Source organism: Paraburkholderia fungorum (assembly GCF_003610895.1).
Lineage (GTDB): Bacteria > Pseudomonadota > Gammaproteobacteria > Burkholderiales > Burkholderiaceae > Paraburkholderia > Paraburkholderia fungorum_B.
This window is the reverse complement of sequence record NZ_MCAS01000012.1, coordinates 320,062-344,926: the sequence shown is the minus strand read 5'-3', so window position 1 is coordinate 344,926 and position 24,865 is coordinate 320,062. Positions and strand designations below refer to the sequence as shown.

Genomic DNA, 24,865 nt, shown 5'->3' with positions numbered 1-24,865 from the left:
GCGTCGCTCCTCTCATGCTTCCACGGTGGATCGCGCGCCGGCTTGCGCAATTTTTGCATTGAGCCGATGCCGCGCGCCGGCATGCCCCTCAGGCAGTCGCGCGCGGCCGCCGCCGAACAGCTTTTCGCGCAGCGTCGGTGCCGGGTCGTAGTCTTCCTTGTAGACGCCGCGATTCTGCAATTCCGGCACCACCAGATCGACGAAGTCTTCAAACGATTCGGGCATGACGGTACGCGTCAGATTGAATCCGTCCACACCGGCCTCTTCCATCCACGAGATCAATTCGTCCGCGATCTGTTGCGACGAACCGACCACGGGCTTCGCGCGTCCACCGAGCGTCATCTGTTCGAGCACCTTGCGTTTGGTCCATACGCCGCTCACGCTTTTCTTCGAGATCGCCTCGACAGCCGATTGCATCGATTCGGTCTTCACGTACGAGATCGGGTCATCCAGCGCGTATTGCGAGAAGTCGATGCCGGTCGAACTGGAGAAATGCGCGATGCCGCCCTCGGCGCTCGCGTAACGCCGGTACTCTTCGAATTTCTCCTGCGCGGCGCGTTCTGTTTCTCCGACTACAACGGTAACCCCGGCAAAGATCTTGATGTCGTCAGCCGCGCGGCCGAAACTCACCGCCCGCGCCCGAATGTCGTCGACGATGGAGCGCGTAAGCTGCTTGTTCTGTCCGCCGACAAACACGCATTCCGCGTGACGCGCCGCGAAATCGACACCCCGGCTCGACGACCCCGCCTGATACAGAACCGGCGTGCGTTGCGGCGACGGTTCGCTCAGGTGAATGGCGTCGATCGAATAGTACGGGCCGTCATGTTTCACACGATGCACCTTACCGGGATGCGAGAAGATGCGCGCCGCGCGATCGCGCACCACCGCATCGTCTTCCCAGCTTTGCTCCCATAGCTTGTAGACCACGTCCATGTAATCGTCCGCGCGATCGTAGCGGTCGTCGTGGCTGATCTGTTGCGCGAGACCCATGCCACGCGCCGCACTGTCCAGATAGCCGGTGACGATGTTCCAGCCCACCCGGCCTTTGGTCAGATGATCCAGCGTCGACATGCGTCGCGCGAACAGGTAAGGCGGCTCATACGTCAGATTCGACGTGACGCCGAAGCCGATATGCTTCGTCACGTGCGCCATGGCCGGCACGATCAGCGAGGGATCGTTGATCGGAATCTGCACCGATTCGCGCAGCGACGTGTCCGGGCCGCCCTGATAGACGTCGTATACGCCGACGATATCCGCGAGAAAGATGCCGTCGAACTTGCCGCGCTCGAGTGTTTGCGCGAGGCTAGTCCAGTAATCGAGGTCGGTGTAATGTGCGGAACGGTCACGCGGATGCGTCCACAAACCATGATTGATATGGCCGACCGCATTCATGTTGAACGCGTTCAGCAGGATCTTTTTCTTCGCCATCGTGTAGTTCCTTGCTCCATACAACGCTAGCCGCGTCACTGAGATGCCAGCCCTCGCTGCACAACCAGGTCGTGTCAGTTACCAGGCGACGGCGTAAAGATTGCCGAAGGCTTTATCGAGCGCGGCACGCACGGCGGGCGAATGCTGATAGATCGAAATGAACTTGCGGATACGCGGATCGTTCACGCTTTCCGGACGCACGACCCACTGAATCGCGTAGTTTTTGTTTTCGAGGCCGTCGAACAGCAAGGCGCTATTCGGATCGGTGGTGCCTGCGAGCTTGATGAAGCTCGGGTAGCCTTGGGCGAGATCGACGTCGTCGAGCGAGCGGGCCAACTGCGATGCTTCGAGCTGGACGATCTTCAGATGCTTCGGGTTGTCGACGATGTCGAGCGTCGTGGCGCGATAGTCGATGCCTGGCGTCAGTTTGATCAGCCCGGCGCGTTGCAGCAGCAACAGACCGCGGCCGCCGTTGACCGGATCGTTCGCGATGGCGACGGTGGCGCCATCCTTCAGTTGATCGAAGCGTTTGATCTTCTTCGAATAGAGACCGATCTTCATGATCGTGCCCGGCGCGATCGCGACGAAGTTATAGCCACCCTGCTTCTTTGCGTTCTCGAGAAACGGGATGTGCTGGAAATAGTTGACGTCGATGTCCTTGTTGGCGAGCGCCGCGTTCGGTGTATTCCAGTCGGTGAACTCGATGATCTTCACGTCCAGCCCTTGTTCCTTCGCTTCGCGCGCGGCTACTTTAAGCGCCTCGATCTGCGGGCTGGTGGCGGTACCGATCTTCAACGTGGGCGTGTCGGCCGCGGCGGCCGGCGTGGCCGACAAAGCCAGCGCGACGCCAAATGCGCCGATCAGCGCCAGCGTCGGGGCATGAAAAAAACGCTGCACTGCAGACAGAGAAATGCGCATGGTGAGCTCTTTAGAATTAGGGCGTGGTGTGTTTCGAGGCGAGCCGATCCCACGGCACGCGGGCAGGCGCGCCGGGATCGGTCGAACAACGGAAATCTGCCGCGCGCGGTTTAACCGGCACACGGCAGCAAAAGAACGCGCGAGCGGATCAGCGCGGACAGCAGCAGGTCGGACAGGTCATCGCCTCTCTCCAGATGAGGTGCGAATCATGATAGACGGCGGGAAACCGGCGGTCTACGAACGGATTTTGGGAAGGAAAGCGGGAAAAATGATTTGGGGGCGGCGGGCGTGCCAGCTGGACTTGAAAAGCACAAAAATATGTATAAAATCAAATTTTTGGCGGTTAAATTTGATTTAATTGTGAAAAAAGCTCAACTGCTCGACATGCTGCCGTTCGAAGCCGAGGAGGTCATCACCGCCTTGGGATGCAAGATCGCGCTCGCGCGTCGAGCCCGATCGTGGACTCAGGCGGACCTCGCCGCGAAGATGGGCGTCAGCGTGAATACCGTAGTCAACCTTGAGAAGGGCCGGCCGTCTGTTGCATTCGGGCAAGTCGTCATGGCGCTGTGGTTGCTGGATTCTCTGGACGTGCTTCGCCAGGCCACGCGTCCGGAAGACGACCCTGTGATCCAGAAAGAAGCGCTCAGGCGCTTGCCAAAACGCGTGCGGGGATCCAATGGCTGAAAAAACGCGACCGGTGTGGATATGGCCGCCCGGCGAAGTTGACCCAGTTGTCTGCGGCACTTTCGAATGGTCGCCGGGAATCGGTCAATTCGCCTATCTGCCGGAATATCGGGCGCGCGCCGGCGCCCTGCCTATCGACCCCAGCAACCTGCCATTCTCGCGTTCGACGAAACCTGCCACGACCACGCTAATGAACGGTGTTTTCGGCGTATTGCGCGATGCAGCGCCCGAGGGATTTGGCCTGGATTTGCTCCTCGCGAAACACGCCCGGCAGGATCTCGACGAAATCGACCGAATGGATCTGGCGGTCGGAGATGGCGTCGGGGCAATCGAAGTCTGTTCGCCCGACATGATCGATCGGAAGATCGCCTATCGGCCGCCATCCGAAAACGAACTGGAACTGCAACTCGTCGATGCCGAGCCGGGATTCTCGGTACGCCGCGTCGTCGAGCAACTATCAGGGATAGACGACGGCACGAGTCTCGGTGGCGAAAAGCCAAAACTGACCATCACCCGGCAAAGCGGCGGCGCTACACAATGGTGGATTGCCAAGCTGCAGGAGCGAGGAGCCGCGCCATTTCTTCCAGCGCGCGAATTCGTAGCGATGACGCTCGCGGCCCAGTGTGACATTGACGCAGCCCAGGTGCACTACAGCAGGATGGGCCAGCACGAGGTCGTACTGGTCAAAAGATTCGACCGTGACGTGGTAGCGGAAGGTGTTCAACGCTCACTGTTCGCGAGCGCCGCAACGGTGCTGCGACTGCGCAGCGATTCGACTCGGGAAGACCCAGACCGTTCGTACGTGAAGTTCGCCCATGAGTTGCGGCGTTGGTGCGCAGATCGGAATCAGAGCTACGTCGACCAGCAACGTGAACTGTGGCGGCGTATGGTGTTCAATGCGCTGGTCGGCAACTATGACGATCATCCACGCAATCATGGGCTGCTCTACCGCTCAGGCTCCTGGGCATTGTCACCAGCCTATGACATCGTGGCGATACCACGCCGGCGAGAAGATCAGGCGATGGCATTGAACCGCCAGGGAAGTCGCATTGCAACACCGGAGAGCCTGATCGTCGACGCGCCGGCATTTTCATACGAGATGGAAGAAGCGTGGAACACGTTGCGCGTCATGGCCGATTCTGTACATACATCATGGCGCGCATTGTTTGCGATGTCGTGCGGTCTTACCGAGCAAGAGATCGAAGTTCAGCGCCCTGCTTTTAAACTTGCTGAAGACATCGCGACCGGACAACAGACGCTCGACCCGTTACGGTTGGGCCGGCGCCGTCGATAACGGCTCGTCTCCGATGCCGTTAACCGTCGGCAAAAAAAACGCCGGGCCGCGCTTTAACTAGCGCAACCCGGCGTTCTTCATCAGCCAGCAAACCGAAAGCAAATCCTAGCGTTTCGCGACCTGATCCGCCGCTACAGAAATAGCTGCAGAAGTAGAGGTCGACGCAGACGCAGCAACCGCGCCCGACGCCGGCGCAACCGCCCCTACCGCCGTATCGCCCGCCGGCTTCACATCGCCCCAGCCACCGCCGAGCGCGCGAATCAGATTCACCGTCGACACCGCCTGCGTGCCCGACAGATGGCTCGCCTGCAGTTGCGAAAGCAGCACTTGCCGCTCGCCGTCGATCACGTCCAGATAGCTGACCGCGCCTTCCGTGTACTGCGTGCGCGACAGATGCGCCGCACGCTGAGAAGCCACGACCGCGTCGTTCTGCTCGCGCATCTGATCGTCCAGCAAGCGCAGATCGGCCAGATTGTCCTCGACCTCACGGAACGCCACCAGCACCTGTTGACGATATTGCGCCACATCCTCGTCGTACTTCGAGCGCGCCTGTGCGAGGTTTGCCTTGCGGCGGCCGCCGTCGAACAGCGGCAGCGTCAGCGCGGTACCGGCGAACGGCCCGAGAATGAACGCGCGGCTCGACCACATGAACAGATCGCCCAGCGTCGCCGATTCAAAGCCGGCCCCGCCCGTGATATCGAGCTTCGGGAAAAACGCCGACTTCGCCAGACCAACCCGCGCATTCGCCGCCATCATGGCCCGCTCCGCTGCCGAAATGTCCGGCCGGCGTTCAAGCAGCGCCGAAGGCAAACCTGGCGGCACGCGCACCGTCACCGGCGCGAGCGGCGCTTCCGCGAACGAGAAATCAGCCGGCGGCTTGCCGAGCAGAATCGCCAGACTGTGCTCGGAGGCCGCACGCTGACGCGCGACGCCCACCGCATCGGCACGCGCACTAGCCAGTTCGTTGCGGGCACGCGAAACATCCAGCTCACCGATATCGCCTTCCTTGAAACGGCGCTCGATCAGTTTCAGCGTGTCTTCGCGCAACGCCACGGTACGACGGTACAGATCCTGATCGGTGTCGAGCTCGCGCAACTGGAAGTAGTTCTGCGCGACATCGGCTTGCAGCGACAGCTGCACCGAGCGGAACAGCGCTTCCGTTTGCTGCTCGTCCGCCCGCGACGCATTCACGTTCGAACCGACCCGCCCGAACAGATCGGTCTCGTACGACGCGCCCACCTGGGCGCGCCAGATCGTGCCGTTCGTCCCGCCTGCGCTATCCGGCTGGAATTGCGAGGCGGCCGATGCCCGTTCACGCGTCGGACCAAAACCCGCGTCCAGCTTCGGGAACCAGTCCGACTTCGCCGCCTGGGTCACCGCACGCGCCTGCTGCACGCGTGCCGCAGCCGCCTTCAGATCCTGATTCGCGGCAGCCGCCTGCTCTTCCAGCGCGTTGAGTTGCGGGTCGCCGAAAATCGTCCACCATTCGCCGCGATGCGCGTCGTCGGCGGGCTGGGCCTGTTTCCAGGTACCCGCGTCCTGCGGCGATGCGGCGGAGGTAGCCGAAGTAGCAGACGCACCCGAAGCAGCAACGGGCGCTTCCTTGAATGCAACCGGCGTATCCACCTGCGGCCGCTTATACGTGGGCTCCACGGAGCAGGCCGCGAGCAACGCCACCAGCAAACCGCTGGCAGCCGCCCGGCCCCACCCGCTCAAAGATTCAAAACGATTCATTTTTATTTTCTCCTCAGGCTTCCGTTGCCGGCGCCCCAAGGTGCGGTGCGTCTTTCTGCGCGACGTGAATCGTCCCGCCCGCCAACGTACGCAGCACCACATAGAACACAGGGGTCAGCATCAGGCCGAACAGCGTCACGCCGAGCATGCCAAAGAACACCGCGATACCCATCGCGTGACGCATCTCCGAACCCGCTCCGCTCGACAGCACCAGCGGCACCACACCCATGATGAAAGCGATCGACGTCATCAGAATCGGACGCAGACGCAAGCGGCTCGCCTCGATCGCCGCCGCCAGCGGCGTACGCCCGTCATGCTCCAGCTCCCGCGCAAACTCGACGATCAGGATCGCGTTCTTCGCCGACAGCCCCACCAGCACCATCAAGCCAATCTGCGTGAAGATGTTGTTGTCGCCACCCGTGAGCCACACACCGGTCAGCGCGGACAGCACGCTCATCGGCACGATCAGGATCACCGCGAGCGGCAGCGTCAGGCTTTCATACAACGCGGCCAGCACGAGGAACACGAGCAGCACGCTGATCGGGAACACCCACAGACCCGCATTGCCGGCGATTATCTGCTGATACGTCAGGTCGGTCCATTCCAGCTTCACACCGTGCGGCAAGGTTTCCGCCGCCACGCGTTCGGCCGCGGCCTGCGCCTGGCCTGACGAGAAGCCCGGAGCCGGACCACCGTTGATATCGGCGGCCGTATAGCCGTTGTAACGCACCACCATTTCCGGACCATACGTAGGCGTGACCGTCACCAGCGAGGACAGCGGCACCATGTCGCCGGCAGCGTTGCGCGTCTTCAGCTGCAGAATGTCGTCGGCACGTTGACGGAACGGCGCATCGGCCTGCACCCGCACCTGATACACGCGGCCAAAGCGGTTGAAGTCGTTCACGTACAGCGAGCCCAGATAGATCTGCATCGTGTTGAAGACGTCCGTGACCGGCACACCGAGTTGCTTGGCCTTCACACGGTCCAGGTCGACGTTCAACTGCGGCACGTTGATCTGATAGCTGGAGAAGGTCGGTCCGAGTTCAGGCGTTTGCGCCGCCCGCTTCACGAATGCCTCCGCTGCCTTGTTCAGCTCCGCGTAACCCACCGCGCCATGGTCTTCCAGCTGCATCTTGAAGCCGCCGAGCGTACCGAGACCCAGCACCGGCGGCGGCGGGAACACCGCCACGAACGAATCCTTGATCGCGCCGTACTGCTGGTTCAACGCGCCGGCAATCGCACCGGCCGAGAGCTTCTTGCTGCCACGTTCCTTGAAAGGCTTCAACGTGACGAACACGATGCCCGCGCTCGAGCTATTGGTGAAGCCGTTCACCGACAGACCAGGGAACGCCACTGCGCTTTCCACGCCCGGCTGCTTCAACGCGATCGCGCTCATATCGCGAATCACCTTTTCCGTACGATCCAGCGACGCACCGTTCGGCAATTGCGCGAATGCAATCAGGTATTCCTTGTCCTGCGCCGGCACGAAACCGCCCGGCACGACGCGCGAGATCAGCACCGTTGCGCCCAGCAGGATCGCGTAGACCGCGAGCATCGCGCCCTTACGGCGCAACACGCCCTTCACGCCGCGGCCATACTCCGTCGAGCCGCGATGGAACACCTTGTTGAAGCCCTTGAAGAACCGGCCCAGCACGCGATTCATCAGGCGTGTCAGGAAGTCTTCCTTGGCGCCATGGCCGCGCAACAGCATCGCGGACAAAGCCGGCGACAACGTCAGCGAGTTGAACGCCGAGATCACCGTCGAGATCGCGATAGTCATCGCGAACTGCTTGTAGAACTGACCCGTCAGGCCGGTCATGAAAGCGAGCGGCACGAACACGGCGACCAGCGTCAGCGCGATGGCGATAATCGGCCCGCTCACTTCCTGCATCGCCTTATAGGTGGCATCGCGCGCACTGAGCCCGTTTTCGATGTTCCGTTCGACGTTCTCCACCACCACGATCGCATCGTCCACCACGATCCCGATGGCCAGCACCATCCCGAACAATGACAACGCGTTGATCGAGAAACCGAATGCAAGCAGCAGCGAGAACGTACCGACGATCGACACCGGCACCGCAATCAGCGGAATGATCGATGCACGCCACGTTTGCAGGAACACGATCACCACGATCACCACCAGCGCAATCGCTTCGAGCAGCGTGTGAATCACGGCCTCGATACTCGAGCGCACGAACTGCGTCGGGTCATAGACGATCTTGTATTCGACGCCCGCCGGCATGTCTTCCGCAAGTTCCTTCATTGCCGAGCGAACCTGATCGGAAATCGCCAGCGAGTTCGCACCCGGCGCCTGATTGATCGCGAGCGCAACGGCCGGCTTGTTATCCAGCAGCGAACGCAGGCCATATTCCGAAGCCGCCAGTTCGACACGTGCGATATCGCGCAGGTACGTCACGCCGCCATCCGGCGCGGTTTTGACGATGATGTCGCCGAATTCGCCCTCAGTCTTCAAACGGCCACGCGCATTCACCGACAACTGCAATTGCGTACCCGGCACCGAAGGCGATGCGCCGATCACACCGGCTGCCACCTGAATGTTCTGCTCACGGATCGCGTTGACCACTTCGGTCGCCGTCAAACCGCGCTGTGCAACCTTCTGCGGATCGAGCCAGACACGCATCGCGTAGTCGCCCGAACCCCACAACTGCACTTCGCCGACGCCCTGAATCCGCGCCAACCGGTCCTTGACGTTGAGCAGCGCGTAATTGCGCAGATACGTCATGTCGTAGCGGTTGTTCGGCGAGATCAGGTGGACCACCATCGTCAGCGTGGGCGAACTCTTGATGGTCGTGATGCCGAGGCGCTGCACATCTTCCGGCAGGCGCGGCAACGCCTGATTGACGCGGTTCTGCACCAGTTGCGTCGCAAGGTCCGGATTGGTGCCGAGCTTGAAGGTCACCGTCAGCGTGAGATTGCCGTCGCTATTCGCTTGCGACTGCATGTACAGCATGTTCTCGACGCCGTTGATCTGCTCTTCGAGCGGTGCGGCGACCGCCTCGGCGATCACCTTCGGGTTCGCGCCAGGATACTGCGCGTGCACCACCACGGAAGGCGGCACGACTTCCGGGTACTCCGAAATCGGCAGCTTGAAGAGCGAAATGATGCCCCCCAGCAGGATCAATACCGATAGCACGCCGGCAAAGATCGGTCGATCGATGAAGAATTTGGATATGTTCATGGGAAGCTCTTAACGTTGGAGCATGCGCCCGCTATGACCAGATAATGGGTGACGACAACTGGATAGCCGCGGCGCACGAGGCTCACGAATTCTTGTCCGCGGTTTTCGCTTTCGTCTGCGCAAGCGGTGCGCTGTTCGGATCCTGATCGGCGGTCATCGGCACCATATGAGCGCGCACTGCATCGCCCGGACGCACACGCTGAATACCGTTCACGACGATCCGGTCGGTCGGCTGCAAGCCACCCTTGACCACGCGCAGGTTGCCTTGCATGCTGCCCACCGAGATCTCGCGATACACCACGTGATTGCCCTGATCCACCACCAGCACGAATTTCTTGTCCTGATCGGTGCCCACTGCGGCGTCGTCGATCAGCAGTGCCGGGTGCGGCTCGCTGCCGCCGACCTTCACGCGTGCATACAGGCCCGGGATCAATGCGCCATCCTGGTTATCGAAACGCGCGCGCACCCGGATCGTGCCGGACGACGTGTCCAGCCGGTTGTCGACGGATTCGATCGTGCCGCTGCGCGAGTAGCCGCTTTCATCCGCCAGACCCAGGTCCACCGGCACCTTGCGGCCGTCTTTCGCGCGGCTCAGGTATTGCAGGTAGGTTTGTTCGTCGACGTCGAACGATGCGTAGATCGGCGAAACCGACACCAGCGTGGTGAGGGGCGCCGAGCTTGCGCCCGCCGCCACCACATTGCCTACCGTGATTTCCGCGCGCGACACACGGCCTGCCACCGGCGCGACGATCTTCGTGTAGCCGAGATTGATACGCGCGGTTTCGACGGCTGCCTGCGCGGCCTTCAGATTGGCGCTCGCTTCACGCGCGGCGTTCTGCTTCTCGTCGTAATCACGCTTGGCGATCGCGTTGTCGGCAATCAGGCGTTGCGCGCGTTCCCAATCGCTTTGCGTGTAGCCCGTGCGCGCCTGCGCTGCCGCGAGCTGTGCCTCGGCGCGGTCCACCTCGGCTGCATACGGACGCGGATCGATCACGAACAGCGTATCGCCCTTCTTCACGAGTGCACCGTCCTTGAAGTTGACGGACACGATCGTGCCCGGCACTTGCGAACGCACATCCACTTTTTCGACTGCTTCGAGGCGGCCCGAATAGCTTTGCCAGTCGGTGATGGTCTTTTGCACCACAGTGGCAACGTCGACCTCCGGCACGATGGTCGGCGCGGCGGGCGAGCTCGCGTCGACGCGGATCGCACCGAACGTACCCAGCCCGGCCACCACGACGACGGCTAGCGCGGCAATCGCCACACGGCGACGGGAAAGAGGAAGGATAGTCATGAGAAGCTCCCGGTATCGTTGATTAAAGTTCTACTTGTTTCTGTTTCAGCGATGGGCGCGCGCATCGAAGCGCCACTGAAAAAATCTCACCGCCTCCTGCAATGCGGGCGGGTGGTCGGCCAACGCGGCGTGCGAGATGCTGGGATAGCGGACCACCTGGGTCAGCACACCCGCGTCGATCAGACTGCTCGCGTATTTCTCCGCCTCCACATGCAGCACATCGTTTTGCGCCGTCGCGATCAGCGTGGCCGGCAGGCCCGCGAGACGCGACGACTCGAGCGGCGCGGCATACGGATGCATGCGCTGCGACGCTTGCGGCAGATACGCGCGATAACACGCGGCGCATTCCTTCGCGGTGATGTCCGAACCGAGCCGCTTCTCGTCGCCGAGGCGCGTGAGGCTCGGATCCAGCATCGGTCCGAACAGCGCCTGCGCGACGATGCGCACATCGCCACGATCGCGGGCGATGAAAGCGAGGCAGTTGGCCAACTGTCCGCCTGCATCGTGGCCCGCCACGCCGACCTTCTTGCTGTTCCCGCCAAACGCGCGGGCTCGGGTCTGCACCCACAGCGCCGCGCGATGAGCGTCTTCAGGCGCCGCCGGAAACGGAAACTGCGGCGCCAGCGAGTAACCGACCGAGACGACCAGTGCCGGTAAGTGTTCTGCGAAATAACGCGCGGCGTAGTCGGCCTGATCGATCGAGCCCTTGGTGAAACCGCCGCCGTGGAAATAAAGCAATACCGGCAGTGCGGTCTTTTGTGACTGCCGGTACAAACGCAACGTAATGTCCTGGGCGTGCCCTTCGATCTGCACGTCAGTCACTTCAAGTGCCGTGCCGTCTGCTTGTGCCAGGCCGCTGCCGGCGGGCACAAAAAAGTACGGCGGTTTAAATGCATCCATGTCGAGCCGCGCAATGCGCATAGAACTTCAATGGTGCGAATTGTGGGTTCGGCAGACTCGTAAATAAATGCCTATAATCCGGCAACACAATTCGGCGTCCCTGAACAATCGAATGTGATTGCTCTGCGGATTCGATTCCTGCTCAGTGCGCCCGCCCCTTTCTGGAGGTTTGCAATGGACCGGCTTCAGGCCATGCAAGTGTTCACGCGCGTCGTCGACACCAACAGCTTTACCCGTGCGGCGGAAACGCTCGACCTGCCGCGCGCATCGGTTACCACCATCATTCAGAATCTCGAAGCGTTCCTCGGAACGCGCCTGATGCACCGGACCACGCGGCGTTTGTCGCTGACGCCGGACGGCGCTGCGTATTACGAACGCTGCGTGCGCATCCTTGCGGACGTCGAAGAGACCGAGGCCAGCTTCCAGAGCGGCAACAAGAAGCCGCACGGCAAGTTGCGCATCGACATGCCGGGATCGATCGGGCGTTTGCTGGTGATCCCTTCGCTCTGTGAATTTCACACGCGCTATCCCGACATCGACCTGCAACTCGGATTGACGGACCGGCCCGTCGATCTGCTGCAGGAAGGCGTGGATTGCGTGGTACGTGTGGGTGCGTTACAGGATTCGTCGCTAGTGGCGCGGCGTATCGGTTTGTTCGAGGGCGTGACATGCGCGGCCCCCGACTACATTGAGCGTGCGGGCATGCCGACATCGCTCGAGGACCTCGATAATCACAAAGCAGTCAATTATTTCTCGAGCCGCACGGGGCGCACGATCGATTGGGCCTTCATGGTTGATGGCAAAGAAATCGAAGTAAAAATGAAGGGCATTGTGTCGGTGAATGACGCCGATGCCTACGTAACCTGCGGACTGGAAGGTTTCGGCCTGATTCAGCCGGCGCTCTTCATGGTGCTGCCGCATCTGCGTTCGGGCCAGCTGGTTGAAGTGTTGCCGGAGCTGAAGCCTTTACCGATGCCGATTTCCGCAGTCTATCCGCACAGTCGGCATCTGTCGCCTAAAGTCCGTGTTTTCGTAGACTGGATTGCCGAGCTGTTCGATCGCTGCCCATTGCTTAGCGGACGCGGCAGTCTCGACGCGATGTGCACGAAGCGCACTTTCGAAGAACGTGAATCTGCTCCGACGCTCGATACCCCGGTGATAACGGAGTGGGTTGCCTGATTCGCGCGAGCTGAGGTACAGAATCGAAGTACAGAATCTGGAACAGTGAATTCCAACCGCGGCTCTAATGCCGCGGTTGTCCTGCAGTAACCGGCGGACACACACGTCATCGCGATTGTTCTGGAATCGCGATAATTCATTTCGCGAAAGTGCGATTTATCCGCACTGACTCGAAGTCTACATTTCACCCTGTCGCAGCGCTGCTCGTGCTGCAAACAAATCGACAGGAGTGAATCATGAAGCGCAATCTCTTAGCAGGTCTGGTTGTTTCGCTGCTTGCCAGCGCGCCGGTGTTTGCACAAGGCAATGCTGGCGGCGGGGGCATTGGCCATGCGGGCACATATGAAACGCAACCTGTTCCGAGCACGGGCGGTAAGACGCGTGCTGAGGTTCAGGCCGAACTGGTCGCGGCGTATCGTGATGGGTCGTTGCCCGCGCTGAATCGTACGTCGTACCCGAATAAAGGTTTGATTGGTCAAACGCAGGCTGCGCGTATTGCATTGCAGGAAGGTAGAAGTGGCGATGTGACGCGTGTTGCTAATGGGCAGTAAGGTGGGTTCGCTGCCGCGATGATATGGATTCCAAAAGAATTTTTTCATCGCGGCGGGTTCTTTTTTCACTCTTTACAAAGGAGCGTGTCATGACACCGTCTGAGCTCGATGATTGGGATATGGATGTGGGTGTTTGGATGCCTTATCGGGCGCCGCAGCGGTAAAGGTTTTTTTTGAGGGTTTTTTGCCTGCGCGGCGCTTTGGTTGTTTGCTTGTGGTGTTGGCCTTTCCTCACTGTGTTAGTGGTCTGTTCTGTCTGTACGGCGGCGGTGTTGGCCTTTCCTTGATTTGCTATTGGTTTATTAGCGTTGCCCCTGTGCGGGGCGGCACTTACTTTCTTTGCCGCCGCAAAGAAAGATAAGCAAAGAAAGCGGCTCACCCCGCCAGCTCATAAGCGGGTCCCCCGCACAGTTGCGGTATTGGTGCATCTGGAATCTGTGTTCTCGCACACTCCGCGTTAGTGACAAGGGCGTCATACTTCCGGTGGCGCTGCGCGCGCCGAACGGTTCTTCATAAAACCACCCACCACGCGTTTGCTCCCACGGTTTGTCCAGATCCGTGACTCGTCGTTGTATCGCAGCTGCTGATACGACTGCGGCCGTGCCATGAATGCAACGCAGCTACATTTCAAGCGTCCGCTCCCACGATTTGCCCAGTTCCCTGGCTAGTCGTTGCATCGCCGCGGCAGGCACAACTGCGGNGCTCCCACGATTTGCCCAGTTCCCTGGCTAGTCGTTGCATCGCCGCGGCAGGCACAACTGCGGCCGCCGTAAATACAATGCATCGACATGCCATTCGAAGTGGGGGCTCGCCAATAAGTGCGGGAGCGCCTCGCCGAGGCGAAGCCGACGGCCCCCGCTACCCGAAACGAAGCCACCGGTTTCCCATGCAGACCCATCCGCGACGCACGCAGTGCGGAGTGGGAGCTGATGAGTCCTTTGTCACTGATGCGGAGTGTGCGAGAACACGGATTCCAGATGCACCACTACCGTGGCTGTGCGGGGGACCCACTTAAGAATTAGCGGTGTGAGCCGCTTTCTTTGCTTATCTTTCTTTGCGGCGGCAAAGAAAGTAAGTGCCGCCCCGCACAGGGGCAACACTAATAGACCAATATCAATTCAAGGAAAGGCCAACGCCATAAGCAAACAACCAAAACAGACCACTAACAAAACAACGAAAACCCAACGCCGCAGGCAATCAACCAATACCACCGCAAAAGGCAAAAACCCCTACCTCCTGGGTACCCCATCCCGCCACTCCCCCCAATGAGTAACAATATCCTGCACAAGCGGATTCCCAGACCTATACAGGTTCTCAATAGCAATCGTAAAGCCCCCTTGCGCAGCATAGTTAAGCAGATTATCCGCACTAGTCTGCCCATCGTACGGCCGATCAAAATCCGACCCAGCCCGCAGCACCGCCACGCGGTTCAAATCCACCTTATGCACAGAGGCCGCGCGCTTAAGCGCCTCATACGTCGCGTTATCCTCCTGCTGCGTCGTGCAATAAACCCCATTGCCATCGGTCAAAATCTTGGTCCAATCCCGTGCCCGCTGCCCAAGCAACGTCCCTGACCACCACGTGTCTCCCGCCAACGTATCGCATTGAATAACGGTAGGTGGCCGGTTCGCCGGCGCATAAGAATACTTGGCCCGCGCAGCCTGCGCCTGAGCACTATCGGACAGCACCACACTGCGCGACAAGGCAAACGCCGTATCGGCCAACTGCGTATTCAACTGAAACACCTCCGTCCGATAGTCGAGCGGCGGCTTGGCCGTGGGACCCGTCGTGTTGATCCCAAGGTACCCGGTATTCCAACCCGGTGGAATCTCCCGCCCATCAATCTCCCACTGAATTCCGAAATCCACCAGGTATTTCGCCCACGCGGCAGAGCCGACCGTACCCTGTTGCGGATCGATCCCGGCAATCCCCGCCACCATAAAGTACGTATGCCGCAAATCGAAGCGCGGCGAGAACGTCAACGCCATGATCGACGCGGCAGCATTGCTGTGCCCCATGCCGGTCGTCATGACACATACGTCCTGCTTATTGCAATGTACCGTCGGATAATCGGGTGACAGGCCGTCGACCGCAATCTCGCGCCATGGCCCAAGCCGGTCCAGCCATACCTGGCCCTCCGGTCCGAACATCGAAATGATCATTACCTTGACCGGCCGCCCGTGCGAGCCGCCGTCGCCCTGCGAGTAACTGGCGCTGTCGTCGGCGCTGGCCGGGCCGGATGTGAAAGCGGCGCAAGCCGCGAGTGTCATTGCGCAGAATGCGCCAAGTGTGCGAGTCAGCATCGGTGGTCCTTCCTTTTTTCTTTTGATGCAAATTGGGAGAGGTGCTGCCTTCAGGCCGAAAGAAGTATAGATGCGAAGAAATTATTTTCCACTACGTGTTGGGGCATTTCATGCGCCGCGCCTGAACTCCGGCGTAGCCCGCGCGCCTCACCGGCCGGTCGCGCTCCGAGCGCGTCAACAGCGCCCTTCCTATAATGGAAGCCCCGCATGCACGCACCGCCTTCGCGCGCCTCACCCCAGGAGCACTACGATGGACTATGTGAAACTCGGCCGCACCGGCCTCGATGTATCGCGTCTTTGTCTCGGCTGCATGAGCTACGGCGTGCCCGCTCGCGGCACCCACGCGTGGACGCTAGACGATGAAGCGGCGCGTCCCTTTATCAAGCAGGCGCTCGACCACGGCATCAATTTCTTCGATACCGCCAACGTCTACTCGGACGGCACCAGCGAAGAAATCGTCGGCCGCGCGCTGAAAGACTTTGCGAAGCGCGACGAGATCGTGCTGGCCACCAAGGTGAATAGTCGCATGCATGCCGGCCCGAACGGCGCAGGTCTGTCGCGCAAGGCAATAATGGCCGAAATCGACAACAGCTTGCGGCGCCTCGGTACAGATTACGTGGACCTGTATCAGATCCATCGCTGGGACGACGGTACGCCGATCGAAGAAACCATGGAGGCACTGCACGACGTCGTGAAAGCAGGCAAGGCACGCTATATCGGCGCGTCGTCGATGTATGCGTGGCAGTTCGCCAAGGCGTTACATGTCGCCGAACGCAATGGCTGGACGCGTTTCGTGACCATGCAGAACTACGTGAACCTGCTATATCGCGAGGAAGAGCGCGAAATGCTGCCGCTGTGCGAAAGCGAAGGCATCGGCGTGATTCCATGGAGCCCGCTGGCGCGCGGACGCCTGACGCGCGACTGGAACACCGAAAGCGCACGCTCCGAGACCGACGCTTTCGGTCGCACGCTATACGCCCAAACCGAAGACGCGGATCGCCAGATCGTGGAGCGCGTGAGCCAGATTGCCAGGGAACGGGGAGTGCCAAGGGCGCAGGTGGCGCTCGCATGGGTGTTACAGAAGAAGCCGATCACCGCGCCCATCGTAGGGGCAACCAGGCTGCATCACCTGGACGACGCGGTCGCGGCACTATCGTTGAATCTGGGCGCGGACGAAATCCGTCAACTGGAAGAACTGTACGTGCCGCATGCGGTGACCGGTTTCCAATAAGCAGCCAAAGGACCGGACGTGCTCCACAAGCACAACAGCGCATCAAACCCGCGGCACGTCCGGTTCGAAAAACACCCAGCGCACCTGCGGGAACGCCGCTTGCAGGTCCGCTTCGATCACATTAATCGCATCGACCATCGCGCGGCCGCTCGCATAGTCGATCATTTCCGCCTGCACGGCCACCACCACGTGGCGCCCCCACTGCAGCGTAATCATGTTGATAATGCTGCGAATCTCGGACCGGGCGCGCAGATGCGCCTCGATCGCGCGGCGCACTTCCGGGCCCGCCGATTCGCCAACGATCATCGACTTCACTTCGCGCGCCACCAGCCACGCAATCACCATCAGCAACACACCCACGCCGATGGAGCCCAGCGCGTCATAAACCGGATTACCGGTCACCATCGTCAGCAGCACGGCGACGAAAGCCATCGCGAGACCCGCTAACGCGGCAATGTCTTCGCCGGCCACCACCAGCAGTTCGGACTCACGCGTTTCGCGAAACCAGCGCCACAGGCTTTTGTCAGGATGTGTCTTGCGGATTTCCTTGAGCGCGCCCCACAACGAAAGAGCCTCAAGCACCACCGAAACACCGAGTACGAGGAGCGCCACATACGCGTACTGCAGAGGTTCCCGCACAAACAGGCGATGCACGCCTTCGTACACCGAGAACGCGCCGCCCACAAAGAACAGCAGCAGCGCCACCAGCAGCGAGTAGAAATTGATCTCACGGCCACCGCCCATTGGATGCAATGGGCTCGCAGGCTTGCGCGCCTGGCGCAAGCCGAATAGCAGCAGCAACTGGTTACCGCAATCGGCGGTGGAGTGAATGGCTTCGGCGAACATCGAACCGGAACCGGTGAAGGCGGCAGCAGCGAACTTGCAAATGGCGATGCCGAGGTTGGCGGCAAGCGCATAGAAAATGGCTTTCGGCGATTCTTCTTTCATCGTCGTGGCGGTGGTCCGTGAGTTTGCAGAGCGCTTTCAGTTGGCAAGAGTGCGTATTATGGACACGCCAGGTGACATGCGTCCAACTCCGGCGCAGCTCTACGTGGCTCTACGTGGCTTCACGCCGGGTTTAGTGACGCATGCAGCGCATCGCCCCGTCTCTCACGCTTCGTCGCGCTATGCCCTTTCGAGCGCGGCCATCTCCCGCACGATCACCAGCAGCATCGACAGGCTCGCGCCGCCCGTGGCCCGCAAATCGGCCAGCAGGCGCGCGTAACGCTCGAGTTGCGCGGCGCGTTTCTCGCGCCATGCCTGAACCAGCCCCTCCGGTGTGGAGGCCTCGTCGGCGTCGGCGAGCGCGCTCGTGGTCAGCGCGCGCTTCAGGCGTGCGAGTTCCGCCAATGCGGTGGCGCGCGCCAGCATGTCCCAATGCGTGGGCGCGGGCAGCGCGCTTGCGCGTTCGCTGATCCAGCCGTAGTTCAGCAGCGTACCGAGCGCGAAGTAGACGCCCGCCACGAGCTCGAGACTGCGGCCGCAAGTCGACGACACCTCGGCAATATCGAGCAACGCCGCCGAAATCTCACCGCTGGCGATTCGCACCGCCAGTTCGCTATCGACACCGGCGTCCGCGAGCACGCGCTGCCGCTCGGACAACGCTTCGAGATCCGCGCCCGGCAGCAGCGCGGGCCATTGCGGCGCGAGCCGTTGCGCCGCGTCGCGGCAGCGCGCGAGCAAGCCGGCAACATCGCCGTCGCTGACGCCTCCCGATTGCAACTGCCGCAGGAACCACAGCGCCGAGCGCTCGACGAGCCGCGCGACTTCGACGAACATGCGTGCCTGCACGTCATCGGCAACACGGTTGTCCAGCGCGTCGATGCTGCGCCACACGTCGTCGAGATCGAACACGTCGCGCGCCATGATGCAGGCCCGCACAATGTCGCCAGGCTTTGCATCGGTCTCTTCCATCAGGCGATGCACGAACTCGCAGCCCACGCGATTCACGAGCGCATTGGTCAGATGCGTGGCGAGAATTTCGCGCCGCAACGGGTGGCGTTGCATCGGTTCGCTAAAGCGCTGCCGCAACGGCTTCGGAAAGTACTCGATCAGCATGTCGCTGACAAGCGGGTCTTCCGGCATCGACGAGTCGAGCAACGCGTCGTACAGCCACATCTTGCTATAGGCGAGCAGCACCGCGCGCTCGGGCGTGGTCAGCCCTTGTTTCGCGGCCAGGCGTTCGGCGACCTCTTCGTCGCTCGGCAAGAACTCGATCACACGATTCAGGCGGCCCGCGCGTTCGAGGTATCGCATCAGGCGTGCTTCGGCATCGAGCAGTTCGACACCGTAGCGGCCTGCAATCGAAAGCGCCTGGGTCTGGTAATAGTTGTCCTGCAGGACGAGCAGGCCGACTTCATCGGTCATTTCCGCGAGCAGTGCATTGCGCTGCTTTTCGGTCATTTCGCCGTCGGAGACGACCAGCCCCAGCAGAATCTTGATGTTGACTTCGTGGTCCGAACAGTCGACCCCGGCGGAGTTGTCGATCGCATCGGTATTGATGCGGCCGCCGCGCTGCGCGAACTCAATCCGCCCAAGTTGCGTGAGACCGAGATTGCCGCCCTCCGCGACCACCTTGCAGTGCAGATCTGCGCCGTTGACGCGAATCGCATCGTTGGCGCGGTCGCCGACCTGCAGATGCGTTTCACGAGTCGCTTTCACGTAAGTGCCGATGCCGCCGTTGTAGAGCAGATCGACCGGCGCCTGCAAAATCGCGCGCATCAATTCAGCGGGCGCGAGCGCCGGCGCGCTGATGCCGAGCACCGACTGCACCGCGGGCGACAACGGAATCGTCTTGGCGCTGCGCGGAAACACCCCGCCGCCCGCCGAGATCAACGACGGATCGTAGTCGGCCCAGCTGGAGCGATCCAGAACGAACAGGCGCCCACGTTCGGCAAGGCTGACCGCCGGATCGGGATTCGGATCGAGAAAGATATGCCGATGATCGAACGCGGCCACCAGCTTGATATGCGGCGACAGCAGCATGCCGTTGCCGAACACGTCGCCCGACATATCACCGACACCGACCACGGTGAAATCAGTGGCCTGCGTATCGACGCCCATTTCGCGGAAGTGCCGCTTGACCGACTCCCACGCGCCGCGCGCCGTGATCGCCATTTTCTTATGGTCATAACCGACGGAGCCGCCCGACGCGAAGGCGTCGTCGAGCCAGAAACCGTATTCCTGGGAGATCGCGTTCGCGTAGTCGGAGAAGGTCGCCGTGCCCTTGTCGGCGGCAACCACCAGATAGGGATCATCCGGGTCATGCCGCACCACGTCGGGCGGCGGCACGACCGCCGTTCCCGCGAGGTTGTCGGTCAAATCGAGCAGGCCGCGCAGGAAGGTTTGATAGCAGGCGATACCTTCACGCATCCACGCATCGCGTTCCGTCTGCGGCGGCGGATTCTTCACGACGAAACCGCCTTTTGAGCCCACCGGCACGATCACCACGTTCTTCACCATCTGCGCCTTCATCAACCCGAGGACTTCCGTGCGGAAGTCTTCGCGCCGGTCCGACCAGCGCAGCCCGCCGCGGGCGACACGGCCGCCGCGCAGATGCACGCCTTCCACGCGCGGCGAATACACCCAGATTTCGAACATCGGTTTCGGTTCAGGCAAACCCGGGACATGCGCGGGGTCGAACTTGAACGACAGATACGGTTTGGGGTGGCCCTCAGCATCGAAGCGATAGTAGTTCGTGCGCTGCGTGGCCTTGATGACGCCGAGGAATTGCCGCAGTATCCGGTCCTCGTCGAGATTCGGCACCTGATCGAGCGCAGTGTCGATCCGCTTCAACAATCCGTCGACACGTGCCTCGCGGGTCACGCCCTGCGCTGGATCGAAGCGCGCAATGAACAACTCCACCAGCATGCGAGCGATTTCCGGATTGCCGGTCACCGCGCGCTCGATATACGCGTCGCTGAAGGTCGAACCCACCTGCCGCAAGTACTTGGCATAAGCACGCAGAATCGTCACCTCGCGCGCACTCAGCTGCGCACGCAGCACGAGACGGTTGAAATCGTCGCTTTCGATTCCGCCGGTCCACACCTGTTCGAACGCATCCTCGAAAAGATTCTTCACGCGTTCGATATCGAACTCCGCATCGTCGGCGAGTTCGAGGCCGAAGTCGTGAATCCACGCGGGCGTGGCGTCGAGCGATTCGATCAGATAAGGCCGCTCTTCGTCGACACGCACGCCGAGATGTTCGAGCATCGGCAGGCTGCGCGACAACGCGATCGGCAAGCCCGCACGATAAACCTTGAAACGAAACGCGCGCGGCCCGGCTTCGATCGGGCGGTACAGGTTCATGGCAAGCCGCTCGCTGCCCTGCACACGCTCGATCAGCTCGATATCCCGTACTGCCGTACGGGCTGGATAGTCGTCGCGATAACCGGGGGGAAACGAATCCGCATAGTGTTGCAGGAGACGATTGCCCTGCTCTTCGCCGAACGCGTCGAGCAATGCATCGGCGAGATCGTCCTGCCAGCGGCGCGTGACCTGCACGAGCCGCGCTTCGAGTTCGCGCGTATCGACATGGGGCATGCCGCCCGGCTTCGCATGCACGACGAAATGAATCCGCGCGAGGGTCGACTCCGATAACAGCGGCGTAAATTCGACACTTTCGCCATTGAATGCATCGACGAGCAGGTTGGCAATCCGCTGCCGCAGATCGGTGTTGTACTTGTCGCGCGGCACGAACACCAGACACGATACGAAGCGGTCGAAACGGTCGCGCCGCACGAACAGGCGCGTGCGCTGATGCTCCTGCAAACGCAGCACACCCAGCGCGATATCGTAGAGCTGGTCTTCGTCGGCCTGAAAGAGTTCGTCGCGCGGGTAAGTTTCGAGCACCGTCACCAGCGATTTGGCCAGGTGGCCCTTGGGCAGGAAACCCGCTCGCCGCACGATATTCGCGCATTTGCGCCGCACGATCGGAATTTCCGAGGCCGAAACCAGGTAGGCGGTCGAGGTATACAGGCCGATAAAACGCCGCTCCCCGATTACCTTGCCGTCCGCTCCCGTCAGCTTGATGCCGACGTAATCCAGATAGCCCGGACGATGCACGGTCGCGCGCGAGTTGGCCTTGGTCAGGAAAATGGGCGAGGAGCCGGAGATGATATCGGCGGCCGCCGGCGGTAAGGGCGTGATCTCGGCAGCGCCCGCGGGACGCAATGCATCACGCAGAATGCCGAGGCCGGAGCCTGGCATCGCGCGCAAGCCAAAGCCGCTGTCAAGCTGCACCAGTTCATAGTCGCGCTGGCCGAGGAACGTGAAATGATCGGCCACCATCCATTCGAGAAACGCGCGAGCCTCGACACCTTCGGGTCCTGCTTCGCCGGCTTTCATGCCTTTGACGGTGACGCGCGCGAGTTCGACGATTTTCGGCCAGTCTTCCACCGCGGCGCGCACGTCGCGCAGCACCCGGGCGATTTCGTCACGCAACGCGTCGAGCTTCGCTGCGTCGCCGCAACGGTCGACTTCGAAGTGAATGAACGAGGCGAGCTGCGAGCGCGTATCGGTGGCATCTTCAGCACCCTGACTCACTCGCACGATGCTGCCATCCGCGCCGCGCCAGATGCGAAACACCGGATGCACCACCGAATGCAGCGCGAGCCCGAGGCGGTTGACCGCCATCGATACCGAATCGACCAGAAACGGCATGTCGTCGTTGACGATCTCGATCACCGTGTGATCGGAATGCCAGCCGTGCTGTTCGAGGATCGGGTTGTAGACACGCAGCCGTTCGCTGCCCGGCACGAAGCGCTGCGCGGTTTGCCAGTGTGCGAGCGCTGCGCCGTAGAGATCGGCGATCGCGCGGCTCTGCAGATCGTCGGCGTCGACGAAATCGTAGTAGTGCCGCAAGAATGGCTCGACGACTTTGAAGGTCGGCTCCGGCAAGCGCCCACGCGCAAATTCGAAGACATCGTTCAGCAGGTGCGTGACGGCTTCTTCATTCTTTGCTTGCATGATCAACTCCCCTGGCGGGCGGCAATAGCGAGTATCGCTCGATTCGCATGCATCGTCTGAACGGGGATTATGCACCTGCCGCCCCGAAAAGCGATGCGCGAGCTCACTTAGGTTATACCCGCTGCCGGTATGCGTGCTGCTTCTGTTTAAAGCACGGCCTTCGACTCCCTCGCCCCCTGCTTCAGCCATGCCTGAACCTGTTCGCTGGTCCACGCCGGGTCGTCGTGCGGCAGATCGTGACCGGCCGATTCATGCTCGCAAAGCGTTGCACCCCACGCCGCCGCGAGTTTCACCGAACACACAGGGTTGACCAGCTTGTCGGCGCGTGAAGCCAGAATCAGCAACGGACAACGCGGTTTCGCCGCCGCCGCTTTGAAACGCGCGGCCGCCCACAGCTGCCGTAACGCGTTGCCCCGGCTTACCGGTGCGCTTCGGCGAATCTCGCTCCATGCCTCGATATCCGCGCCCAGCGTTTCGACGTTATTGCACGTGAGCCGATGAATGCCGCTTTCCGCGCGCGGCGCGTCGCGCCAGTGAGCCGCCACGCCTAGCAGCCCCGGCCACGCGGATGGACGCAGGCGCTCATGCATGCGGCTGAACGGCCGCATACTGGTATTGATCAGCACGAGCCGCTCGATCTCGCCGGGATGCCGTTGCGCCCAGTCTGTCGCCACCATGCCGCCAAGCGACATCGCCAGCACGCGATACGGGCCGGCGGCGCCGGTTTGCAGCGCAGCAATCCGCACGAAGCTCACCATGTCCTCCACACCAGCCGGCGCGCGCAAGTTGGTGAACTCGCCGTTGCCCGGCAGATCGAGCAGCAGCAGGCGCTCCGCGCCGACCGCCTCACGCAGCAAGCGCGGCAAATGCCCCCAGTGGCGTGTTTCGCGCGTCAGCCCACGCAACAGAATCCACGTGCTCATAAGACTGCCGGTTTGGACCAATGGTCGGTCGCGCTTTGCAGCAATTGCTCGCGACGATTGCCCTGCGGCAGCCAGCGTTGCGACGAGAACGCCGCGCGCGCGAGAAAATCGAGCAGATTCGCATGACGCCGCAACACGCGCGCGGTGCGATGCGCCTTGACCGGATTGAACATGCCCTGACGTGAAAACAGTTGGCGTGGATTCTTCTTGATCCACAGCCACGAACCGAGTTCAAGCGTCATCGGCAAGAAGATGTTCGGCGCCGGCGTGCGGTCGTAGGCGAAGTCCCATAGATCGCCGTGCAGCAGATACTGGTGGCTCTGTGGCTCGAACGCGTAGCCATGATGCGGATGCGCGCGCTCAAACATGGTTTTCAGCAGATACATTTCCGGCAGATGCGGCATCAGCTTGCGCGTGCGCGCGTAAGGAAACCAGATGCTGTCCCGCCAGCCGTAACCCGAGTGGCAATCGAGCGCGATACTCAGTGGCCGCGCCGCCATTTCTGTTTCGACCACCCGCAGGAGCGCGGCGGCCTCCGGCTCCATGGGTTCACCCGGCCGGCCGCGATACCAGGGCAGCCATGCGCCCACCCGCTGTCCGCCAGCGAGCAGCGGCACGCGTTCGTCGGCATTCTGCGGCGCATTGCGCATCAGATCGACGCCGTTGGGATTGGCGCGCGTGGCGGCCCACATGCCGCCCGGGTTGACGATCGGCATAAAGATCAGACGAATCGACTGCAATTGCCGCACGAGCAGTTCGTCCCACTCCAGGCGGGCGAGCAGCGCGCGCATGTAGTCCAGCACGAGTTGCGAGCCAATCCGTTCGAGCCCGTGAATACCGCCAAAAAACCCGATTGCCGGGGTAAGCGGATCGGTCGAACCGATGCTCGCGGTGTGCACGGCGAATTGCCGCCCCCGCACCGTCGTCTCGCAGACAGTGCGAATCTCGAAGCTGGCACTGCCCTGCTCGAGGATCGTCCTGAGATCTTCGTACTCCGCAAAACTGTCGGGGAGAAAGCTCAAAGGCTGCATGACGACATCGAAAGGGACTGCAAGGTTATTGGGGACGGCACACCGAATGACGCAATATAGCCTGGCAACACAGGATCATGCGAAACCGGCCAGGCCCGTTGCATATCGTGTCATGCAAGTGTCACTTTTTATTCGGGCAATTGACATCTTCCTGCCTTTCCAGCGACGCAAAAAAGACACGTGAAGATATAGTCGTCTAGACGTTGCGATGCCTTCACTCAACCGTCAC

Annotated in this window: 16 protein-coding genes; 5 read left to right on the top strand and 11 right to left on the bottom strand. The window is 61.4% G+C overall.

Features of this window, described 5'->3' with window-relative positions; genetic code table 11:
• Positions 1-12 precede the first annotated feature (12 nt).
• Together BCY88_RS14255 and BCY88_RS14250 are read right to left on the bottom strand one after the other, a co-directional pair.
• On the bottom strand, positions 13-1,428 hold the full coding sequence (locus BCY88_RS14255; protein WP_120344860.1) for an LLM class flavin-dependent oxidoreductase: 1,416 nt from the start codon (positions 1,426-1,428) through the stop codon (positions 13-15).
• Between the two features lie 78 nt (positions 1,429-1,506).
• On the bottom strand, positions 1,507-2,346 hold the full coding sequence (locus tag BCY88_RS14250; protein ID WP_120344859.1) for a MetQ/NlpA family ABC transporter substrate-binding protein: 840 nt from the start codon (positions 2,344-2,346) through the stop codon (positions 1,507-1,509).
• 318 nt (positions 2,347-2,664) lie between these two features.
• Between BCY88_RS14250 and BCY88_RS14245 the strand changes: the two genes are divergently transcribed.
• Positions 2,665-3,030 carry a helix-turn-helix domain-containing protein gene (locus BCY88_RS14245; protein WP_183081366.1) on the top strand — a complete coding sequence of 122 codons (366 nt, stop codon included), beginning with the start codon at positions 2,665-2,667 and terminating at the stop codon, positions 3,028-3,030.
• Positions 3,023-4,324: a type II toxin-antitoxin system HipA family toxin gene (locus BCY88_RS14240; RefSeq protein ID WP_120344858.1), complete on the top strand. Its 1,302-nt coding sequence runs from the start codon at positions 3,023-3,025 to the stop codon at positions 4,322-4,324. Before BCY88_RS14245 ends, BCY88_RS14240 begins: the two co-directional genes overlap by 8 nt.
• 105 nt (positions 4,325-4,429) lie before the next feature.
• Here BCY88_RS14240 and BCY88_RS14235 read toward each other — a convergent pair whose 3' ends face one another.
• The 4 genes from BCY88_RS14235 to BCY88_RS14220 form a co-directional block, all read right to left on the bottom strand.
• Positions 4,430-6,058, bottom strand: a complete 1,629-nt coding sequence (locus BCY88_RS14235; RefSeq protein WP_120344857.1) for an efflux transporter outer membrane subunit — start codon at positions 6,056-6,058, stop codon at positions 4,430-4,432.
• A gap of 13 nt (positions 6,059-6,071) precedes the next feature.
• Positions 6,072-9,257, bottom strand: coding sequence for an efflux RND transporter permease subunit (locus BCY88_RS14230; RefSeq protein WP_120344856.1), 3,186 nt, complete (start codon positions 9,255-9,257; stop codon positions 6,072-6,074).
• An 82-nt stretch (positions 9,258-9,339) separates the two neighbouring features.
• On the bottom strand, positions 9,340-10,551 hold the full coding sequence (locus BCY88_RS14225) for an efflux RND transporter periplasmic adaptor subunit (RefSeq protein WP_120344855.1): 1,212 nt from the start codon (positions 10,549-10,551) through the stop codon (positions 9,340-9,342).
• A gap of 45 nt (positions 10,552-10,596) precedes the next feature.
• The gene (locus BCY88_RS14220) at positions 10,597-11,451 is read right to left on the bottom strand and encodes an alpha/beta hydrolase (protein ID WP_120345022.1); all 855 of its coding nucleotides are present in this window, start codon (positions 11,449-11,451) and stop codon (positions 10,597-10,599) included.
• Between the two features lie 174 nt (positions 11,452-11,625).
• On the opposite strand from BCY88_RS14220, the gene BCY88_RS14215 reads away from it, so the two are divergent.
• Both BCY88_RS14215 and BCY88_RS14210 read left to right on the top strand, forming a co-directional pair.
• Positions 11,626-12,630 (top strand): LysR family transcriptional regulator, encoded by a 1,005-nt coding sequence (locus BCY88_RS14215; RefSeq protein WP_120344854.1) that lies wholly within the window; start codon positions 11,626-11,628, stop codon positions 12,628-12,630.
• A gap of 236 nt (positions 12,631-12,866) precedes the next feature.
• On the top strand, positions 12,867-13,181 hold the full coding sequence (locus BCY88_RS14210) for a DUF4148 domain-containing protein (RefSeq protein WP_120344853.1): 315 nt from the start codon (positions 12,867-12,869) through the stop codon (positions 13,179-13,181).
• Between the two features lie 1,229 nt (positions 13,182-14,410).
• Here BCY88_RS14210 and BCY88_RS14205 read toward each other — a convergent pair.
• Positions 14,411-15,484 carry a purine-nucleoside phosphorylase gene (locus BCY88_RS14205; RefSeq protein ID WP_120344852.1) on the bottom strand — a complete coding sequence of 358 codons (1,074 nt, stop codon included), beginning with the start codon at positions 15,482-15,484 and terminating at the stop codon, positions 14,411-14,413.
• Positions 15,485-15,734: 250 nt separating this feature from the next.
• Between BCY88_RS14205 and BCY88_RS14200 the strand changes: the two genes are divergently transcribed.
• Positions 15,735-16,715, top strand: a complete 981-nt coding sequence (locus tag BCY88_RS14200; protein WP_120344851.1) for an aldo/keto reductase — start codon at positions 15,735-15,737, stop codon at positions 16,713-16,715.
• A 42-nt stretch (positions 16,716-16,757) separates the two neighbouring features.
• Here the strand turns inward: BCY88_RS14200 and BCY88_RS14195 are convergent, their stop codons facing one another.
• The 4 genes from BCY88_RS14195 to BCY88_RS14180 all read right to left on the bottom strand — a co-directional run bounded on the left by BCY88_RS14195 (position 16,758) and on the right by BCY88_RS14180 (position 24,636).
• Complete coding sequence (locus tag BCY88_RS14195) at positions 16,758-17,663, bottom strand: cation diffusion facilitator family transporter (RefSeq protein ID WP_120344850.1); 906 nt, start codon at positions 17,661-17,663, stop codon at positions 16,758-16,760.
• A gap of 177 nt (positions 17,664-17,840) precedes the next feature.
• Complete coding sequence (locus BCY88_RS14190; RefSeq protein ID WP_120344849.1) at positions 17,841-22,682, bottom strand: NAD-glutamate dehydrogenase; 4,842 nt, start codon at positions 22,680-22,682, stop codon at positions 17,841-17,843.
• 146 nt (positions 22,683-22,828) lie between these two features.
• Entirely contained in the window at positions 22,829-23,605 is a 777-nt protein-coding gene (locus BCY88_RS14185; protein ID WP_120344848.1) for an alpha/beta fold hydrolase, read from the bottom strand.
• Positions 23,602-24,636, bottom strand: a complete 1,035-nt coding sequence (locus BCY88_RS14180) for a M14 family zinc carboxypeptidase (RefSeq protein WP_120344847.1) — start codon at positions 24,634-24,636, stop codon at positions 23,602-23,604. Before BCY88_RS14180 ends, BCY88_RS14185 begins: the two co-directional genes overlap by 4 nt.
• Positions 24,637-24,865 lie beyond the last annotated feature (229 nt).

Bases quoted from the DNA above. Each gene is read 5' to 3' on its own strand.
- BCY88_RS14210 (WP_120344853.1), top strand. From the start codon at position 12,867: ATGAAGCGCAATCTCTTAGCAGGTCTGGTTGTTTCGCTGCTTGCCAGC.
- BCY88_RS14240 (WP_120344858.1), top strand. From the start codon at position 3,023: ATGGCTGAAAAAACGCGACCGGTGTGGATATGGCCGCCCGGCGAAGTT.
- BCY88_RS14220 (WP_120345022.1), bottom strand. From the start codon at position 11,451: ATGGATGCATTTAAACCGCCGTACTTTTTTGTGCCCGCCGGCAGCGGC.
- BCY88_RS14230 (WP_120344856.1), bottom strand. From the start codon at position 9,257: ATGAACATATCCAAATTCTTCATCGATCGACCGATCTTTGCCGGCGTG.
- BCY88_RS14215 (WP_120344854.1), top strand. From the start codon at position 11,626: ATGGACCGGCTTCAGGCCATGCAAGTGTTCACGCGCGTCGTCGACACC.
- BCY88_RS14185 (WP_120344848.1), bottom strand. From the start codon at position 23,605: ATGAGCACGTGGATTCTGTTGCGTGGGCTGACGCGCGAAACACGCCAC.
- BCY88_RS14245 (WP_183081366.1), top strand. From the start codon at position 2,665: ATGTATAAAATCAAATTTTTGGCGGTTAAATTTGATTTAATTGTGAAA.
- BCY88_RS14235 (WP_120344857.1), bottom strand. From the start codon at position 6,058: ATGAATCGTTTTGAATCTTTGAGCGGGTGGGGCCGGGCGGCTGCCAGC.
- BCY88_RS14225 (WP_120344855.1), bottom strand. From the start codon at position 10,551: ATGACTATCCTTCCTCTTTCCCGTCGCCGTGTGGCGATTGCCGCGCTA.
- BCY88_RS14180 (WP_120344847.1), bottom strand. From the start codon at position 24,636: ATGCAGCCTTTGAGCTTTCTCCCCGACAGTTTTGCGGAGTACGAAGAT.
- BCY88_RS14205 (WP_120344852.1), bottom strand. From the start codon at position 15,484: ATGCTGACTCGCACACTTGGCGCATTCTGCGCAATGACACTCGCGGCT.
- BCY88_RS14190 (WP_120344849.1), bottom strand. From the start codon at position 22,682: ATGCAAGCAAAGAATGAAGAAGCCGTCACGCACCTGCTGAACGATGTC.
- BCY88_RS14200 (WP_120344851.1), top strand. From the start codon at position 15,735: ATGGACTATGTGAAACTCGGCCGCACCGGCCTCGATGTATCGCGTCTT.
- BCY88_RS14195 (WP_120344850.1), bottom strand. From the start codon at position 17,663: ATGAAAGAAGAATCGCCGAAAGCCATTTTCTATGCGCTTGCCGCCAAC.
- BCY88_RS14255 (WP_120344860.1), bottom strand. From the start codon at position 1,428: ATGGCGAAGAAAAAGATCCTGCTGAACGCGTTCAACATGAATGCGGTC.
- BCY88_RS14250 (WP_120344859.1), bottom strand. From the start codon at position 2,346: ATGCGCATTTCTCTGTCTGCAGTGCAGCGTTTTTTTCATGCCCCGACG.